This is a genomic window from Mucilaginibacter ximonensis (genome assembly GCF_042686265.1).
Lineage (GTDB): Bacteria > Bacteroidota > Bacteroidia > Sphingobacteriales > Sphingobacteriaceae > Mucilaginibacter > Mucilaginibacter ximonensis.
Genome location: NZ_JBHUPD010000002.1, coordinates 306,772 through 325,508 on the forward strand (window position 1 = coordinate 306,772; position 18,737 = coordinate 325,508).

General features: G+C 43.5%; 15 protein-coding genes. 4 read left to right on the plus strand and 11 right to left on the minus strand.

Annotated elements, in window-relative coordinates; translation table 11 throughout:
• Nucleotides 1-71: 71 nt before the first annotated feature.
• Nucleotides 72-1,559, minus strand: coding sequence for a S41 family peptidase (locus ACFS5N_RS08905; RefSeq protein WP_377184413.1), 1,488 nt, complete (start codon nt 1,557-1,559; stop codon nt 72-74).
• A gap of 52 nt (nt 1,560-1,611) precedes the next feature.
• Between ACFS5N_RS08905 and ACFS5N_RS08910 the strand changes: the two genes are divergently transcribed.
• The gene (locus ACFS5N_RS08910; RefSeq protein WP_377184415.1) at nt 1,612-2,577 is read left to right on the plus strand and encodes an isopenicillin N synthase family dioxygenase; all 966 of its coding nucleotides are present in this window, start codon (nt 1,612-1,614) and stop codon (nt 2,575-2,577) included.
• A 74-nt stretch (nt 2,578-2,651) separates the two neighbouring features.
• Here ACFS5N_RS08910 and ACFS5N_RS08915 read toward each other — a convergent pair whose 3' ends face one another.
• Both ACFS5N_RS08915 and tilS read right to left on the minus strand, forming a co-directional pair.
• Nucleotides 2,652-3,140, minus strand: coding sequence for a hypothetical protein (locus ACFS5N_RS08915; protein ID WP_377184417.1), 489 nt, complete (start codon nt 3,138-3,140; stop codon nt 2,652-2,654).
• A gap of 1 nt (nt 3,141) precedes the next feature.
• On the minus strand, nt 3,142-4,479 hold the full coding sequence (tilS, locus tag ACFS5N_RS08920; RefSeq protein WP_377184419.1) for a tRNA lysidine(34) synthetase TilS: 1,338 nt from the start codon (nt 4,477-4,479) through the stop codon (nt 3,142-3,144).
• A 47-nt stretch (nt 4,480-4,526) separates the two neighbouring features.
• Here tilS and ACFS5N_RS08925 point away from each other — a divergent pair, with 47 nt between their 5' ends.
• Nucleotides 4,527-7,400: an OstA-like protein gene (locus ACFS5N_RS08925; protein ID WP_377184421.1), complete on the plus strand. Its 2,874-nt coding sequence runs from the start codon at nt 4,527-4,529 to the stop codon at nt 7,398-7,400.
• A 144-nt stretch (nt 7,401-7,544) separates the two neighbouring features.
• Here ACFS5N_RS08925 and ACFS5N_RS08930 read toward each other — a convergent pair whose 3' ends face one another.
• Nucleotides 7,545-8,123, minus strand: a complete 579-nt coding sequence (locus ACFS5N_RS08930; protein WP_377184423.1) for a non-canonical purine NTP diphosphatase — start codon at nt 8,121-8,123, stop codon at nt 7,545-7,547.
• Between the two features lie 2 nt (nt 8,124-8,125).
• A complete protein-coding gene (locus tag ACFS5N_RS08935) occupies nt 8,126-8,797 on the minus strand; it encodes a hypothetical protein (protein ID WP_377184425.1) in 672 nt (223 codons plus the stop codon).
• 175 nt (nt 8,798-8,972) lie between these two features.
• On the opposite strand from ACFS5N_RS08935, the gene ACFS5N_RS08940 reads away from it, so the two are divergent.
• Complete coding sequence (locus ACFS5N_RS08940; RefSeq protein WP_377184427.1) at nt 8,973-10,367, plus strand: peptidylprolyl isomerase; 1,395 nt, start codon at nt 8,973-8,975, stop codon at nt 10,365-10,367.
• A gap of 15 nt (nt 10,368-10,382) precedes the next feature.
• Complete coding sequence (locus tag ACFS5N_RS08945; protein WP_377184429.1) at nt 10,383-11,345, plus strand: AAA family ATPase; 963 nt, start codon at nt 10,383-10,385, stop codon at nt 11,343-11,345.
• Between the two features lie 142 nt (nt 11,346-11,487).
• On the opposite strand, the gene ACFS5N_RS08950 is transcribed toward ACFS5N_RS08945, so the two are convergent.
• The 6 genes from ACFS5N_RS08950 to mutL all read right to left on the minus strand — a co-directional run bounded on the left by ACFS5N_RS08950 (nt 11,488) and on the right by mutL (nt 18,668).
• Nucleotides 11,488-12,357, minus strand: coding sequence for a DUF4440 domain-containing protein (locus ACFS5N_RS08950; RefSeq protein ID WP_377184431.1), 870 nt, complete (start codon nt 12,355-12,357; stop codon nt 11,488-11,490).
• A gap of 89 nt (nt 12,358-12,446) precedes the next feature.
• Entirely contained in the window at nt 12,447-13,907 is a 1,461-nt protein-coding gene (gene cysS / locus ACFS5N_RS08955) for a cysteine--tRNA ligase (RefSeq protein ID WP_377184433.1), read from the minus strand.
• A 109-nt stretch (nt 13,908-14,016) separates the two neighbouring features.
• Nucleotides 14,017-15,135, minus strand: a complete 1,119-nt coding sequence (locus ACFS5N_RS08960; RefSeq protein ID WP_377184435.1) for an endonuclease/exonuclease/phosphatase family protein — start codon at nt 15,133-15,135, stop codon at nt 14,017-14,019.
• The gene (locus tag ACFS5N_RS08965) at nt 15,135-16,001 is read right to left on the minus strand and encodes a rhomboid family intramembrane serine protease (protein ID WP_377184437.1); all 867 of its coding nucleotides are present in this window, start codon (nt 15,999-16,001) and stop codon (nt 15,135-15,137) included. The genes ACFS5N_RS08960 and ACFS5N_RS08965 overlap by 1 nt, the downstream gene beginning before the upstream one ends.
• Nucleotides 16,002-16,017: 16 nt before the next feature.
• The gene (locus ACFS5N_RS08970; protein ID WP_377184439.1) at nt 16,018-16,743 is read right to left on the minus strand and encodes a rhomboid family intramembrane serine protease; all 726 of its coding nucleotides are present in this window, start codon (nt 16,741-16,743) and stop codon (nt 16,018-16,020) included.
• A gap of 29 nt (nt 16,744-16,772) precedes the next feature.
• On the minus strand, nt 16,773-18,668 hold the full coding sequence (gene mutL / locus ACFS5N_RS08975) for a DNA mismatch repair endonuclease MutL (protein ID WP_377184441.1): 1,896 nt from the start codon (nt 18,666-18,668) through the stop codon (nt 16,773-16,775).
• Nucleotides 18,669-18,737: the final 69 nt, after the last annotated feature.

The window sequence follows — 18,737 nt, forward strand, 5'->3', positions numbered from 1 at the left end:
TTATTTCGACTAAATAAATGTTAAATCGTTTAGTTTCGATAAATGTTTTACAAATAGCCTGCCGTAGCCCGTTAATTAGCTTTATTGGCGGTATTTTTTATATGCGCTTTTACGGCATCCATAACCGCATCATCTTTAAAATTAAAGCTTGGGGTTATGGGGGCGGGTATCAGCACATCGGGTATTAAGCCCTGGCCGGTATTCTTTTTATCATGCCCGGCTAAAAAATACCAGGTTACGGGCAAATTTAGTTTAATATGCGTTTCAGGCAAGGTGATGGTTTTTACCCCGGCATCACTACCATAACCACTGTTGCCGGTCTCTTGTCCAACAATAAAACAATCACGTTGGTTTTTAACTGCTGTAGAAAACATCACTGCCGCCGAGAAAGATCCTTCATTAACCAGCAAATAAAGGTTGCCTTTGAATGCGCGGGTCCGTATAAATTGAAGTTGATTAACCTTGAACTGGTTTTGGTGTAAACTATGGCCCACATTTTCAATATCTGAAACACTGAGCTCATTATTCTGGCTTTTCTTTCCCAAATACTCAATCCGTCCAGACTCTACGTAATTTTCGTCAGACAAACCAATTTGGTAGTTTTTGGTCATCACATACCCCATCAAATCGTTAATAATGGGTATCTGCCCACCCGGATTATTGCGTAAATCGATGATCAGGTTAGCAATCTTGCGGTCCTTAATCTCTTTAAAAAAACTCGCATGCAGGCGCTCATATTCTTTCAAATACTCGAAATTGGGTATGGTTATGACCGCCGTACCCGGCATATCTTCAGGGAATTTAATATTAGGATCGATATTCGGGCCCGTAGCACCGTGAGACGATATAAATATCCGGGCAGCCTTTACCAGCGTATGCTGAACCTTGCCCCTATCGCTCAACACAAAAAAATACTGAAAGTCATCGCCATTAAGCAGGTTGTACATATGGTTAAAATCGACAGCAATCCTGCGGTCTTTAAAAGCATTATTGTAGCCATCGCCAGACACATAGCTTCGCATCTGTTTCACAATTTCAGGGCCAGGTATATTGTTTATTGCCAATACTTCGGCACCTTTTTTTAGTGCTGTATCAGTCTGCCTGAATCGATTTCTGATAAATAGGTGGCCATTTTGCAAGTAAAAATCCGCAGGTAAAAAGTTGTGTGTAGTTATAGCATATTGCCTGCGCGCAGCATCGCTCAGGTATAAAGAGGTATGCCCTGAACCTATTTTACCTATAATTTTTGCAAGAATCTTCCAATACTCCAGCTCGTTCATCGGGTGGTTAAGCCCGGCGAATGACTGATTAAAATAACTATCGACAGAATCTTTAGGATGATACCGATACAGACTGGGATGGATAACCTCTAAAGCAGTTCTGAAAAAAACAAAGTCTGACTTTAATTGGTTAACCGTGTAGTATTTGGTAAAGACGCTTTTTACGGTATCCTGGGCGTTACACAGGCCAATACGGCATAAAAAAAGGATAAGGATACAGGCTCGTTTCATAAGCGGACTAAATATAGACACAAAATCGCTAACAAACTTTTCCACCATTTATACTAAACTATATTTATTTCGATAATTTTACATCTTATCATTACACACTATGAGCACAGAAGTAAATATTCCACGTCTCGATCTTAACAGTTACACCAATGGCAGCGCCGCCGAGCGCAAGCAATTTTCGGACGATATTGGCAAGGCTTTTAATGAAACCGGCTTTGTTACTATCACCAACCACGGCCTAAGCAAGGAGTTAATTGACGAGCTATATACCCAGGTTAAAGCGTTGTTTGCTTTACCCGAAGAACAAAAGAAAGCTTACGAGATACCTGAGCTGGCGGGCCAGCGCGGCTATACCGGTAAAGGCAAGGAAACCGCCAAAGGTTTTAAAACACCCGACCTGAAAGAGTTTTGGCAAATTGGCCAGACCGTTGAGGGCGACGACAAATTGAAAGCCGAGTATCCGGAAAATATTAAAGTAAAAGAATTACCAAAGTTTAACGAGGTTACTTTAGAGATCTACAAAAAACTTGAAGGTATAGGCAAACAACTGCTACGCGCTATTGCAGTTTATTTAGGGCTGGACGAAAACTACTTTGACGACAAGGTTAACAATGGCAATTCCATTTTGCGTACGCTGCACTATTTCCCTATCGAGAACCCGGATGCTGTACCTGCCGATGCAGTACGCGCCGGAGCGCATGAGGATATTAACCTGATTACCCTGCTTATTGGCGCCAGCGCCGACGGCCTGGAAGTACTAACCCGCAGCAACGAATGGTACCCGGTAAAAGCTCATGGCGAAGATTTGGTAGTTAACGTAGGCGATATGCTGCAACGTTTAACCAACAACAAATTAAAATCAACCACTCACCGTGTGGTTAACCCGCCGCGCGAGCTAATGAAGTTTTCGCGCTTTTCGGTACCTTTCTTCCTGCATCCAAAATCTGACATGGATTTGACCTCGCTACCATCAACCATCGATGCTGAGCATCCAAAACTATATACAGACATCACCGCGGGCGAATACCTGGACGAGCGTTTGCGCGAAATTGGTTTGAAGAAATAAAACCAACAGGTTCAAAATAAAAAAAGCGATGGGTTTGAAAATCCATCGCTTTTTTTATGGGCGTTTATTAACGTTTACAGTTTGCCGCCAATTTCCGCCTTTACAGCCCGAAGCAACTCATATGGATGTTGCGAGCCAACGATGTAAACCAGTCCGTCACGATCTGTAAGGTGCACCGCGTCGCGCCCTCCGGCAAAAAAGCGGATAGTGCCTTTAGAATGCAGGTTGTAAACCGGGTTATTCAAAAAGTAGCGGCTGTAAGGTGCAACCTCGGCTTTTACAATTCCATTCAGATCGATTTTTACCAGGCGGGTTGTCCAAAGGCCGTTCAGTACCACGCTTTTATTTTCAACACGGGTTCTGAAATGCGGCAAAAAACCCATAATGATCGAGATGATCAAAATTGCAAAGCCTACCACAGCCAGCAGGTCGCCGGTTTTATCGTTGGGGTCGGTAAAAGCATAAACAGCAAAGCAAAAAATAGCCAGTACCAGGCGTATACACAACGGAGTAAATTCACGGCCCAGGTACTGCTTTTCGGTAAAAACTATTTTTTCGCTCATCTTATACTTTAAACAATTCGAAGATAATTACTTTTTTGGTGTTTTCAGTTACTTTATATCGGTCGTCGGGCCGGTAGCCGCCTACCCAAATAATTTCGCCATTGCCGTTAATTAACAAGGGGATTTGTGTTTTTTGGTGTACAGGCACTTTTAATCCAATAAAAAAATCGCTTAGTTTTTTGCGCGTTTTCATCCCGATAGGATAAAAAACGTCGCTTTGCTGCCAGCTACGTATGGTTAAAGGGAAGATAAGCTTTACAGCATCAACAGAAACCGCCATGGGATTATCTTTAATAATAACGGGGGCATCGTCATGCAGGATATTGAGCAGATAACTACCAAAATGTACTAATGTATCATCTTCTGCTATGTTAATCGTTTCGGGTGCATTTTTGTCTGTCGATGTGATGATCAGTTTATCCCGGTCCAGCAACAACTGATGCGTTGGCGACTCAAACACTCGTCCCGAATGCTTATCCAATGCTGAAATTATATCGTTAACTACGGCCTCATTAAACCCGTAGGGCTGCAGCAGTTTATACAGTAATAAACGTTGCGGATTTAGTTTTTTTACTTCAGCTATCGCGATGTGGGTTTCATCGCCGGCCCGGCTCAGCAATTTGGCCGCCAATTCTTCCGTGCGCAATTCAAGCAACGTCTCCAGATCTTTAAATCGCTCCAGGTTATTCTGAAAAGTATTTTCAAGCGAAGGATTTAATTCGCGCAGCTTTGGTATTACTTCGTGGCGCAACTTATTGCGCGCATATTTGGTAGAGGCGTTTGAGCTGTCCTCAACGTAGGTAAAGCCGTTATCTTTGATAAGATTTTCAATTTCATTGCGGGTAAAGCACAACAATGGCCTTACCAGCCAACCGTTTTTAGGTAAAATACCATGCAGGCCGGCTATACCCGTACCGCGTACCAGGTTTAACAATATTGTTTCAATTGCGTCGTTTTGGTGATGCGCCAGGGCAATTGCGGCGTATTGATGTTGTTCGCGCAGCTGTTCAAACCAGTTGTAACGCAGCTCGCGGGCAGCCATTTGAATCGACATTTTATTTTGCGCGGCATACTCCCGGGTATTAAAATTGATGGTATAAAACGGAATATTATTTTGATGAGCCAATGCCTTTACAAAAGCCTGGTCGGCCAGCGCTTCGTCGCCGCGTAATTGAAAATTACAATGCGCAATGGCTAGTTTATAACCAGCGGCTTTTAATAAATGCACCATCAAAACCGAGTCCATGCCGCCGCTAACAGCCGCCAAAACAGCGCCCTTGTGGTCAAAAAGGCGGTTTTGATCAATAAAATCGGTGAATTTTTTAATCGGCAGCATCATCAAAATTATTAATTTAATAAGCCCGACAAAAAACTAATTTTGCAGTAGTGAATAAATACGTCTTAAGTTTCTTTTTTTTACTGGCGACTTTGTCAGTTCTGGGCCAAAAAAAATCGAGGGTTAACCTGGTTAGTTCCACCTCTTTAAACTCGATAACCAACCCAAACGGTAGCCGCACCATACGGGTACACAATGGCGTATTTAAACAAGACTACTCCACCCTAACATCAGACAGCGCGTATTTTTATCCCGACCTGAATATGGTTGATGCTTTTGGACATGTCATCATCAACCAGGGCGACACCGTTCATATTTACTCAGACAAGCTCAACTACAATGGCAATACTAAGGTAGCCGTGCTTACCGACCATGTAATGATGGTTGATAAAGATGCTACGCTTACTACCAACAATTTTACTTACAATACCGCCACCCGTATTGGCACTTACGTTGACGGTGGGAAGCTGGTAAATAAAGACAATACGCTAACCAGTAAAAACGGCTATTACTTTGCTTTTACCCGCGATGCCTATTTCAGGTATGATGTAGTATGTAAAACGCCGGATGCGGTGATTAATACCGACACCATGCGCTATAACTCAGGTACGCGGATTAACTATTTTTACGGCCCAACCATTATTAAGGGAAAAGACAAAGACAATCTTTATACTGAAAACGGCACCTATAATACCGTGTTGAAGCAGGCTGCTTTCGGCAAAAAAAACCTGTACACCAGCCAAAGCAAATCATTAAAAGGCGATAGCTTGTTTTACGACCGTTTAAAAGGTTATGGGCGCGCGGTAAAGCATGTTACCTTTACTGATACCGAACAGCGCATAACCATTAAAGGTGATTTTGGTGAATATTTTAAGACCAATGATCTGGCTGTAGTAACAGAGAACGCCTATATGATTTTTGTTACTGAAGATAGTACTTCAACGGCAAAACCAACCGATTCATTAAAGGCGGCCACTAATATAAAGGCGGGTAAAACCGATAGTGTAACCAAAGTTGCCACAGACCCAAGTATAAAAAAGATAACCGGCACAAGGCCTGTGACCGATTCTCTGCTTAAGCGCAATAAGGTTGCCACTGATAGCTTAACTAAATCTTTTCAAAAAAACGCCGGCGCCCTTGTCAACAAAAACCTCACGCTTAAAAGTGTGCGTGATTCTATCTTTAAAAAGAATGCCGCCAATAAGCAGCTTACCCTGCAGGGCGTCAAAGATTCGGTTATCAAGCAGTTGCCGGCAGCAAATAAAACCAATCTGACCAACAAAAAGGCATCACAAATTAAAGCGGCGACGCCAACTAAAAAAGCGGCCGTGGTTGTGCCGGGGGCTCCGGCGGTTAAAAACCCGGCTCCTGTTTTTGCAGAAAAAACTATACCAAAGTTAGGCCCTATTGTTTACAAATTTCAGGATACGGTAAAGGAAAAGGCGGAGGTAAAAAGGCCTAACATCCGTTACGACTCTTTATTTATGGCCGGTGATACGTTTAAAACAAAAATGATCACCTATAAAGATTATAAGTTGCTGAAACAGCGCCAATATGAGTTAGCACACCCGGATACTACGGCTAAATCAGTGGTCGCGCCGGTAAAAAAAGTTAATGACATTGACAATACAGATTATACAAAACCGGTAAAATACATCAGGCAAAAACCATTCTCGATTGCAATTGATACTGCGCAAAAGCCGTTTGAAATACCACAACTTAAACGTGATACAAACTTTAGGGTATTTATGTATCCCAAGGTGATATTGTCAAGGTCAAAATCGTCTGCATCAAAATCCGTCGCTCCTCCGGTTGCGACTACTGCCGCCGCTAAACCAGCATCTGACAAAACAAAAATATCCGCGCCAAAATTAACGGCGGCCGATTCACTGAGAATAAAACAAAAGGCCGATTCGTTAGAGGCATTACGTAAATCGAAAGAAATACCAGATACCACGCGTATGCGCATCATCAGCGTATATAACAATGCCAAGATTTTCAAGTCTGACTTACAGGCCAAGGCCGATTCAATGTTTTATTCAAGCCTTGACTCCACTATCCGCATGTATAATAAACCGATGATCTGGACGCAAAACTCGCAGTTATCGGGCGATACCATAAACTTGCAGATGAAAAACAAGAAGCTGGACAACCTGGATATGTTCCCGGCGGCATTCATCGTCAATATCGAAAAAAACGACTCGACGCACTTTAACCAGGCGGGCGGAAAGTTTATGCACGGTACATTTAAAAACGGCAAGCTAAACTCCTTTACTATCATCGGTAATGCCGAGACTATTTATTTCAAGCGCGATTCGGTTAAAAACACCGTGACCGATATGTCCCGAACCCAAAGCGGTAAGGCGCGGTTCGACTTTGTAAACGGCGATATCAGTAGCGCCTCATTCTCTGAGAAATATACAGCCCGCGGCATCCCGATAGGCAAGGCAAAAGATGAGGACAGGATATTAAAAGGATTTATCTGGAAACCAAAAGACCGACCAGCATCTAAAGAATCTATCCTGTCTCACCGTGCGGTGAAAACTAAATCCACCGGAAAAGTACCGGCCAAAACCGGCGGCAATAAGGGAAAGGCTGTAGTTAAAAAGCCGGGCGCCACAAAGACAGCCATCGATACCGCCAACATTAAGAGTGATGTTGACACCAGCGCTGTAACAGCTAAAAAAGATAGCCTGAACCTGAAATCAAGCGGCGCTAAAGCGGATAGCTTGACTAAGAAACCAACGCTACTAAAATCCGCGACCACCAAACCAGGCATTGCTCCACAAATGCTTAAACCGGCAAATCAGCCTGCGTCAAAATCAACCGCGCCACGCGATAGCGTGAGTACTGCTATTAAATCAACAAGAGATAGTAGTCGCAGAGATACTACAAGGCTTAAGAAGCCTGCACCGCCGAAGTAGGGAGTAAGAGTGTTTTAGCCAATATGCATGTCATTTCGACGAGGTACGAGGAGAAATCTTAGACGTTTTTCCAGATAGCACGTATAAGATTTCTCGCTATGCTCGAAATGACATATTCTTTAGCTTGCAAGAATATGGAGCATTTTAAACCGTTTTCAAAAACTCGATAAGTCTCTCAACAGCTATGGCACGGTGGCTAATGTTGTTTTTCTCTTCGAGCGACATCTCGGCAAAAGTAACCTCGTAGCCATCGGGTTGAAAAATAGGGTCGTAACCAAAGCCGCCATTGCCGCTTGGCGCCGTGCGAATAGTACCTTCAACCGCCCCGGCAAAGAAATACTCCATGCCGTTCCACATCAGCGAAATCACGGTACGGAAACGCGCCTTGCGGTTAGGGATATCGCTCATGTTGGCTAAAACTTTAGCAATGTTGGCTGCATGGTCGCCATGAACACCTGCATAGCGGGCCGAAAAAACGCCAGGCTCACCGCCCAGTGCATCAATTTCCAGTCCGCTGTCGTCGCCAAAGCAATTGAGGTTGTATTTATAATAAATGTGCCTGCTTTTGATGGATGCATTTTCGGTAAAGGTTGCGCCGGTTTCTTCAATATCGTCATGACAATTAATATCATTCAGGCTCAGCAGCTCAATGCGTCCGGCCAGTTTGGCCGCAACCTCTTCCAGTTTATGTGCATTATTGGTGGCAAATACCAGTTGTTGCATATTTACAGGTTTTTCATTTGTTCCCAAAAAGCCCTTTTATTATCGGTACTGCTCATCATTTCATCAAAACTAAAACTGTACAGTAATGAAGCAGTCGGGGCTACCTTAAGCGTATTGAGGGCAGGCACGTTTAACCCTTCGGGGATGGCTTCTTTACCTAATACCAGTACCTTTTTGGGTGCAAAAAACCGATATATCTCTGCCCATTTGCCATTTATACTTTTAGCCAGGTTAAGTATAGCAACATCTTCTAATTCAATATCTTTACGTTTCAGGATATTTTGCAAGGCAGCTAAATGCTCATCATGCATAAAATCCTGATCAGCATAATACGTAAAAATTAAAAATGCCTTTTTATTTGAACCCAGGTAATTAAACAAGGCAGCGGGCGTTTGTACTAAGTGCTCTGTTGTAGGTTGAGGATTTGACGCAGGCTCTATTTTAGGAATAACCGGGCCAGGCGCGGTAACCGGCTGAATAAGGGTTGCAGCTTCGGTAATAGGGGCAGATGTAGCCACGGGTTCGGCTACTGTTTTGGCAACCCGTTCAGTCATAGGTGCAGAGTCAACAAAAGTTTGTGTTAAATCCGGCCGGTTAAATGACTCTTCGCCCGGCAAAATATAAAGCTCTTCCTGAAAAATGTATTTTAATGCTGCCGCGTTTTCTGCCTTCACTTTAACAAATTTTAACCAAAAATAGTTAAAGTGTTTGATGCTTTATTGGCATATTCGCATAAATATAAAATCCTGGATATTAAAAGGCTGGGGTTTACAGTTATATATTGATAAATTTTACCGAAATTCGGGCGTTTTTACGGGTTATTGCCGTAGTATATTTTAAGCAGATTAAATGAGAAAGTTTGGGTTTGTAGTTTTAGGTTTAGTGTTGTTTACCAGCGTTGCCAACGCGCAGCGCAAAATACCTTTGGATAAAATTGTTGCTGTAATTGGTAATAGCATTGTATTGCAGTCGGACATTGAGGGCATGAATGCCCAGGCATTGTATCAGGGTGCAAATACTAACAAATGCCAGTTGGTACAAGACCAAATAGCAACTAAAATATTGGTGCAGCAAGCCGCTATTGACAGTATAGAGGTTAAAGATGACGATATTGATGCAGAGATTGATCGCCGTGTACGTTATTCCGTTCGGCAGGCTGGGGGACAAGACCGTCTGGAGCAATTTCTGGGACGTTCTGTCCTACAGTACAAAGAAGAGATTAGGCCGGAGGTGCGTGAGATGCTGATCGCACAAAAAATGCGCGCCCACATTACCGAAAAATTAAACACCACACCGCAGGATGTCAGAGATTATTTCAGGAAACTACCCAAAGACAGCCTGCCAACCTTTAACAAAGAGGTTGAGGTTGCAGAGATTGTTTTTGAACCAAAACTAAATAAAGCTGAAAAAGATGTTTATCGCGAAAAAGCACAGGAATTGCTTGACCGCGTTAAAAAAGGTGACGATTTTGGCGCTTTGGCCACAGCTTACTCCCAAGACCCGGGCACAGCCCCTCAAGGCGGCGACGACGGCTTTATTGACCGTAACATGTACGTAAAGGAGTTTACAGGCTGGGCGTTTAAATTAAAAGCAGGCGAGCTATCGCCGGTGTTTGAGTCGCCTGATTATGGCTTTTTCTTTTTACAGGTATTGGAGCGCCGCGGCGAACAGGTACATACCCGCCATATTTTGATATCGCCACCAATTACACCCGAAAGTTTAGACAGGGCAAAAGGCCGGGCCGATACCATTTATAATTTGCTTGACAAAAACCGCAAAGTCGACTTTTTTGCCAGTGCAGCCTCGTTCTATTCAGATAATAAAGAAACCAAATACAATGGTGGCCTGCTGATGAACGCAGACGGCGTCGACAGCCGCACCAGCTATATCCCAACCAACAAATTGGACCCACAGGTTGAAGCCGTAATTGATACCATGAAAGTGGGCGGTATTTCAAAACCGGTGCTGTTTACTGACAGGCAAGGTAAAAAAAGCTACCGCATATTCTATTTAAAATCGGTAGTTGATGCGCATAAAGCTAACCTTGAACAAGATTTTGCCAAGATCAAAGATTTTGCTACCAGCGATAAAGTTAACAGAACCATAGCCGACTGGTTTGCTAAAAAGAGAAAAGAAACCTACATTAGAATTGACCCGCAATTTCAGGAAGGATGCCCGATATTAAAAAACTGGGCTTCGGTAGATGCGGCAGCACAGCCAACGGTTAGCAGCCAGGCAAAATAATCTTAAAATAACTTTATGCAACACCAATCTGAAGTAGAAGCAGCTGATGCTTTAAAACAAGCCTACCAAAAAATACGCAGCGAAATAAGCAACGTAATTGTAGGCCAGGATGAGGTGGTAAAGTTTGTGCTGATATCTATTTTCAGCAATGGGCATTGTTTGCTGGTTGGTGTACCCGGACTAGCTAAAACCTTGCTGGTACAAACCGTGTCGGAGGTTTTAGATCTGGATTTTAACCGCATACAATTCACGCCTGACCTGATGCCTTCAGATATTATTGGCTCAGAGATTTTGGGCGAAGACAGAAATTTTAAATTCATCCCAGGTCCGGTGTTTTCCAACATTATTCTGGCTGACGAGATAAACCGGACACCCCCAAAAACACAGGCCGCTTTATTAGAGGCCATGCAGGAAAAAGCGGTAACCGCTGCCGGTGTTACGCATAAATTAGCGAAGCCTTTCTTTGTACTGGCCACCCAAAACCCAATTGAGCAGGAAGGTACCTATCCTTTGCCCGAAGCGCAGCTTGACCGCTTTATGTTTAAGGTGTCATTAAATTACCCTTCTTTTAAAGAAGAGCTGGATATAGTGAAAAACACTACCGGCTCACTTAACCAGTCGGTAAAGAAAGTTTTAAATGCCGAGCAGATCATTTATTTCCAGCAACTGGTTAGAAATATACCAGTGACCGACAATGTATTGGAATATGCTGTACGCCTGGTGGCCAAAACCCGCCCAGACGGCGAATTAGCTGCACCAAACGTAAAACGCCTTCTTAACTGGGGTGCGGGCCCTCGGGCATCACAGTTTCTGATATTAGGCGCCAAATGCCACGCTGTGATCAATGGCAAATACTCTCCTGATATTGAAGATTTACAGGCTGTAGCCAAACCTATTTTAAGCCATCGTATTGTGCGCAGCTACCACGCCGAGGCTGAAGGGTTATCAACCGATGATATTATTGAGCAACTATTCTAATTCAAAGATTGGTTATTGAAGATTAAAGATTAGGACTCTAAAAACTTTATAAAAAGAAAAGCGGCTTACGAAATAAGCCGCTTTTCTTTTTACCAGGTTGGTCGCTATTCAACCAATCTTCAATAACCAATCTTCAGAAAGATCAATTCTCAATCGCCGAGAAAACCTCCAGCAGGATATTCCAGGTGTGTTTATTGGGGTCAAGTTCCCAGATGCGCACATAATTGTAATTGGCTACAATTTCGCCCTTTTTAATACGGGCACGGCCATAGCTGTAAGCCAAATCATTGCTGGTTGAACGGCCCGCGCTGATAGTCTCAGCAGAGATGGATATCGCCTCGTTATTCAGGAATTTTAATACCTGGTCGCTGCCCATCATTGGCTCAAAACCCGGGAAATAATAACGCCCTTCGGGGCTTAAAAACTCTTTATAAGCGCCTAACGAAGAAAGGGTCAATGCCTGGTTTAATGTTTTATCAGTAGCAATGATAATGTTTTTACCGTTGAACGGATCTTTATTCTTAACCGGCTTTTTAGAAGCATCAGGGCCTTTAAAATCAGTGGTAGCTTCTTTTTCTGCCTCAGGATGCTGTATGCCCAAATCAATCAGCAGTTTCAAATGGCCTTCACCGTCATCATGCCAAACTGAAACGTAATCGCCATATACTTTGTCATCGTCGGTTTTGCCGTTTTGGTAAACGTAGGGGCCGGCGGTAAAGGCCAGGTCGCCGTCATAAGATATACGCGCTATTTTAGGCGTCCACTGTAATGTGCCCGGCTGTTTTTCAACGCCTTCGTAAAAATCTGTTATCTTAACAATTTTTGGTTTAAACACAATGCCTTCAGGATCGGCAACAGCTAAAAAGCCGGCTTTAATACCTTTACGGGCAACCAGTTTATTAAAAGCATCCTCGGCATCAATTACTTTACTTACCTGCGCCGGGCCAGTTTGGGCCAGCGACACAATGCTATAACAAATAAAAGAAAGGGTAGCCAGTGCGATTTTTTTCATTTTGTGTGAGTTAGGAGAATGTTTGATTAATGTATATGCAGTGCAGTTAAAGATTAATTTTATATTTTTCTATAACGCCAATAGTTCAATTAAATTTTGCTCCAGTTAGTGCCTTCCTTGCTGTCTTTTAGCTGAAAGCCTATTTGTTGCAAGCCATTTCTTATTTTGTCAGAGGTAGCGTAATCGCGATTTTGCTTGGCTTCGTTACGTAAATTAACCACCAGCTCCATTACTTTAGGCAGGTCATCATTAGCAGCTTGTTCGTTTTTTAAACCCAACACATCAAACACAAAAGTTTGGATGATGTTTTTTAAAACTTCAAGATTGGCTGCGTCTATCTTCATCTTGCCGTCATGAACAGAGTTGATAATACGCGTAGCCTCAAACAATTCGGCTATTAAAACAGGGCTGTTAAAATCGTCATTCATAGCCTCGTAACATTTTTGTTGCAGAGGGGCTAAGTCAACGTCAGTGGTTGCCGAGGCTTTCAAGCCATCCAGTAAAGTAACCGCGTTCATGAGGCGCTTAAACCCTTTGTCTGAAGCCTCCATGGCTTCGTTACCAAAGTCAAGTGTACTGCGGTAATGCGCCTGTAAAATAAAAAAGCGAACTGTCATAGGGCTATAGCCACGATCAAGGATAGAGTGCTGACCGGTAAACAATTCATGTGGTAAAAAGCTGTTGCCTAATGATTTAGACATTTTTTGCCCATTAACTGTCAGCATGTTGGTGTGTATCCAGTAGCGGGCAGGGTTTTTATCGCAACAAGCTATATTTTGAGCTATTTCGTTGGTATGGTGCGTAGGTACCAGGTCAATACCGCCCCCGTGAATATCAAACTGATCGCCCAGGTATTTATGACTCATGGCCGAGCACTCCAAATGCCAGCCGGGGAAGCCTATGCTCCATGGCGACGGCCAGTGCTGCAAATGTTCAGGTTTGGCTTTTATCCAAAGCGCAAAATCAAGTTTGCCTTTTTTATCGTCCTGGCCGCCTAAAACCCGGGTATTGTTTAAAAGATCTTCTAAGTTACGGCCGTTTAGCGCACCATAATCGTGCGAACTGTTGTATTTCTCGACATCAAAATAAACCGAACCATCCACCTCGTAAGCAAAACCGCGATCCAGCATCACTTTAATCAGCTCAATCTGCTCAATGATGTGTCCGGTAGCCGTAGGCTCAATGCTTGGCGGCAGGGTATTGAATACTTGCATCACCTCCCTAAATCCGACAGTATATTTTTGTACAATCTCCATCGGCTCCAACTGGGACAGCTTGGCTTTTTTTGAGATCTTGTCCTCGCCCTGATCGGCATCGCCCTCCAAGTGCCCGGCGTCGGTTATATTACGTACATAACGCACCTTGTAGCCAATATGCGTAAGGTAACGAAAAATCAGATCGAAAGATATATAGGTTCGGCAATTGCCCAGGTGAACATCACTGTAAACAGTAGGACCACAAACATACATACCGACATGCGGCGCGTTTAGCGGCTCAAATTTTTCTTTTTTGCGGGATAAAGTATTGTAAACAAATAAATTTTGTTGCATGATGGCAAACTTACGATTTTTAGGATTTAAGTTATTTGAGAATGGTTGATTAAGTTGATTGAGTGAATGGTTTTTAGATTCCTATGACCAACTATTCACCTACCCAACGCTATCTCAACATCAAATCAGCATAAACCGGAAAGTGATCTGACAGTTTTTTTTCGATAATGGTATAGCTGGTTACATCAAACTGTTTGGAGGCCATGATATAATCGATCTGGTAATTCGGAAAATCGCCGTTGTAAGTACGCCCCAGGCCGAACCCTTTTTCATGGAAAGCATTTTTCATGCCTTTTTCCATTTGGTTTACTGCAAAGGATGTGGGCGTGTCATTAAAATCGCCCGCTATAATAAACGGATATGGGCATTTACTGGCGTGCGCTTTAACCAGTTCAACCTGCTCGGCGCGTTTCAAAAAAGCTTTTTTTAATTTGCCGCCCAGTCGTTTAGTTGAGCCGATATCCGGTTTGCCGCTTTTGGTTATGGTGTCAATATACCGGTAATCTTCAGGGTCAAAATTTATGGATTGCAGGTGCACACTATATAATCTGAATATCCGGGTACCTTTTTTAATGTCGGCATAAATACATTGGTTACCGCTAAATGTTGGCGCCAGCATAATAATGCCTTTTGCAATTATGGGCCATTTTGAAAAAATGGCCATACCTTCCACATCGTTTTCGTTTCCTGAAAAATTCTGAACGTCGTAATTATCTGAACCGATGATTTTTTTAATGGAATCAGTCATAGCAAAACGTCCCTTTTTGCGCGTATAGTATTCTTCAATACCAATAACGTCAGGTTGTTTAGCCGATATAATCGCCAGAATATCATTACGGGTAGAGACATCATTGGCAGAGCCATATTTTTTAAAGCTGTGCACATTATAGGTCATCATCCTGATCATATTCGTATCGGAAGATTTAAGCGGATCGCGGTTACCCGGGTGGAAACCGATGTTATTTTTCAAAACGCCAAATCCGCAAGCGATGGCGATTATTGATATAAGCGCCAACCGGCTTCTACGCAGCGCCCAGTAAAGTATCATCAATAAATTGGCGAATAATATTGGCGGGTAGGCCAGGCCGAAAAAGGCAATAATCCAAACTTTACGCGGATCTGTTACCGGAGCCAGATAGGCAAGCAGCAGAGCAAGGCATAAACCAAAGTTTATCCATAAAAATATCCTGTCAATCAGCGGTAGTTTGCCTTTTTTCTTTGCCTTCATTATTTTTTGCTGGCTCGAAACAGTGTATCTTTTTCCTGCTTGCTCAGGTTTTCGTAACCGGTTTTGGATATTTTATCCAGGATGCGGTCAATCTCTTCCTGACGCGGCATGTCTTCATTCACAATATTACGATTAGTTGAGGCAACTTTTAGCTTTGAGCGTTTTTTAAATTTAAACAAACCGGCAATACCGCTAATCAAATCTTTACCCTTTTGTAATTGTCTGACATAGACAAAACCCATCAGCGCACCGCCAAGGTGAGCAATCTCACCGCCGGCATTCGGCCCGTTTATGCCCCAAAAGCCCGTCACAACATAAAAAATGGCGATCCATTTTAGCTTAACAGGCAATATGCCAAAAAGCATGATCTCATAATTTGGTGTAATAGTAGCTGCACCGGCAATTATCGCCATCACCCCGGCCGAAGCGCCAACCACCGTAGCTTCCAGATAAATACCGTTTCGGGTAAACATTGGTAACAAATTATAGCTGCCTACAAAAAACAAAGCGCCCGCTAAACCTCCTAAAAGGTATAAGCCCAGTATGCGCCTGTCGCCCAAAAACTCCTCAAAAATTTGCCCCATCCAATACAGCCACAACATATTAAACAACAGATGAAAAAAATCTGCATGCATAAACATGTAGGTAAGCGGCGTCCAGAAGTGAGTGAGCAAACGCGGCAGGTAAGATGGCAATGTTAAATAGCCGTAGCTAAGCGCAGCGATGTAATCTGTGTGCGATACCCACTCTTCTATCTGAGCAGGTACGTTTATCACCAAAAATACAATTACATTAATGCCAATGAGCAGGTACAATTTACTGCCTGATTTAAACACTTTGTAATAGATATTTTGCCAGAAACTCATAGTCAAATAAAATGCTTTATATAAAATTACGCGGGCCTTGCAGCTTCCAAAGCTTAACCATTATAAAGCCCAGTATAGCCCCGCCAATGTGTGCAAAGTGTGCAACATTGTCACCGCTAAAGCGCCCGAAACCCGCAAACAGCTCTACCAATAAATACACCGAAATAATGTATTTTGCTTTGATGGGTACCGGAATAAACAGCATCATTAACTCGGCGTTGGGATAAATTAACCCGAATGCTACTAGCACACCGCACACCGCAGCCGATGCACCTACCAGCGGCGAATAAAAGATACTGTAGAGCTTAATGCCTGCCTCCTGCCCGTATTGCAAATAAGATGACTGCAGCTCGGGCGACACAATGTTAAGGCTGCCTGTTATAGCGTGCACCTGGAAAGCATAAACCGCCAGTTGCAAAACCACACCACCAATGCCACAAATAAAATAAAAGGCCAAAAAACGCGGCGAAGTCATCTGGTACTCCATTATGGCGCCAAACGAGTACAGCGCAAACATATTGAAGATGATATGCTCCCAGCCGCCATGCACAAACATATAGGTTATAAGCTGCCACGGCTTAAACAGTGGCGAATTAAAATAGTATGCACCAAAATGCTCACCCACCGGGTCGGTATTGCCCGAAAAGCCATGACTGTAAAACAGGGAGGCACAGAAAACGAGAATATTGATGATTAAAAGGTTTTTTAAAACCGGAGGCAGGTTTGAAAAAGGCGTTTGCATGTATGTTTAAATATTTTTTGCTGCGGATTTTATTTTTCAAACCGCTCTAATAATTCGTTTAACGTAAAAGTACTAATTACAGGTTTGCCGTTCAGCGCCACATTAGGCATCTGGCAGGCAAAAAGCTGATCTGTAAGCTGGTTCATCTCTTCGGATGACAGCCTGGTACCAGCTTTAGTAGCTGCATTGCGGGCCAGCGAGCGGGCCAGGTTGTCGCGCTTATCCAGCTTTAAAATGCTTTGGTTGTTTTTAAAACCCTCCAGCAAATGTTCTAATAACTCGTGCTCGCCAACATTGTTTAGGTCGGCCGGTATGCCTTCTACAACTACCGTGTTTTTGCCAAATTCGCGAATATCAAAACCCAGCGCCCGAATGTCGGGCATAAGCTCTCTCAATAACTCAAAATCGGCCCCGTTTAGTGTGAGCGATTGTGGAAACAAGCTTTGCTGACTAACACCGGCATGATTCTGCAGCTGATGTAAAAAACGCTCATACAAAATACGCTCATGTGCCGCCTGCTGATCAATCAGCATAAAACCCGACTTGATCTGCGACATGATAAAACGGTTATGAACCTGAAAAAACTGTTTATCGCTTGATTTGGCTATATCCTGCTCATTAACTGAAACACTTTCCTCGGCATGTAATTGCGCTTGCACCGGTTCATCGCGTTTCGCTATTTCGTACAATTTTTCCCAGTTTTGAGGGATTGGATTAGTGCGGCCACCACGGTCACTGTATGCACTACCGCCTCCGCCGCCATAGCTGCTACTGCCGGTCTGTTGCTTCTCAAAGGGCAGCTCCCGATCAGTTTTAGCGAAAGGATTAAAATCAGGATTAAAAGCAATTGACGGCGCTATTATCTCCTCAAATGGTTTTGGGGTGATGAGGTGCCCGATACTGTTCTCCTGGTCGAAATCCAAACTGGGTGTTATGTTATATCTGCCCAGCGAACGTTTCACCGCCGAGCGGATAATGGCGTAAATAGCCTTCTCGTCCTGGTACTTTATTTCAGTTTTTGTAGGATGTACATTGATATCAATTTTTGCAGGGTCGATATCAATAAACAACACATATAACGGGTAAGTATCCTCGGGCAATATCTCCTCAAAGGCAGTCAGCACGGCGTGGTTCAGGTATGGGTCTTTAATGAAACGGTTGTTTACAAAAAAGAACTGCTCACCACGGGTACGTTTGGCAAACTCAGGCTTGCCAACAAAACCCCGTAGGTTAATGATGGTGGTATCTTCTTCAACCGGTACAAGGCGCTGGTTATAGTTATTACCGAACAGGTGAACAATGCGTTGCTTTAAAGCGCTGGCAGGCAGGTGGTAAACCTCTTGCCCATCGTGATGCAGTGAGAAAAATATCTCAGGGTGCGCTAACGCCACGCGCTGAAACTCGTCAATAATATGACGCATCTCTACCGGGTTGCTCTTCAAAAAGTTACGCCTTGCCGGTATGTTATAGAACAGGTTTTTAACACAAACAGATGTACCGGCAGCGGTTGAACATGGTTCCTGCTTAATCACTTCTGACCCGTCGACAAAAATCTGGCTACCCAGCTCATCTTCATGACGGCGCGTTTTCAGCTCAACCTGTGCCACTGCGGCAATAGATGCCATCGCCTCGCCCCTGAAACCCATCGTACGGATGGCAAAGAGGTCCTCAGCTTTTTTTATTTTAGAGGTGGCGTGGCGCTCAAAGCACATGCGTGCGTCGGTACCGCTCATTCCGCAGCCATTATCAATTACTTGTATCAAAGCTTTACCGGCATCCTTTACAATGAGTTGTATTTTATCGGCGCCGGCATCAATTGCATTTTCAATCAGCTCTTTAACAGCAGATGCGGGTCGCTGCACCACCTCGCCCGCGGCGATTTGGTTAGCAACTGAATCTGGTAAAAGCTGAATTATATCTGACATTTATAGTATTTCCCTTCTCCGCCAAACCGGCGAATCTTTTGCGCTGCTAAATTAGGCATTTAAAGGGAG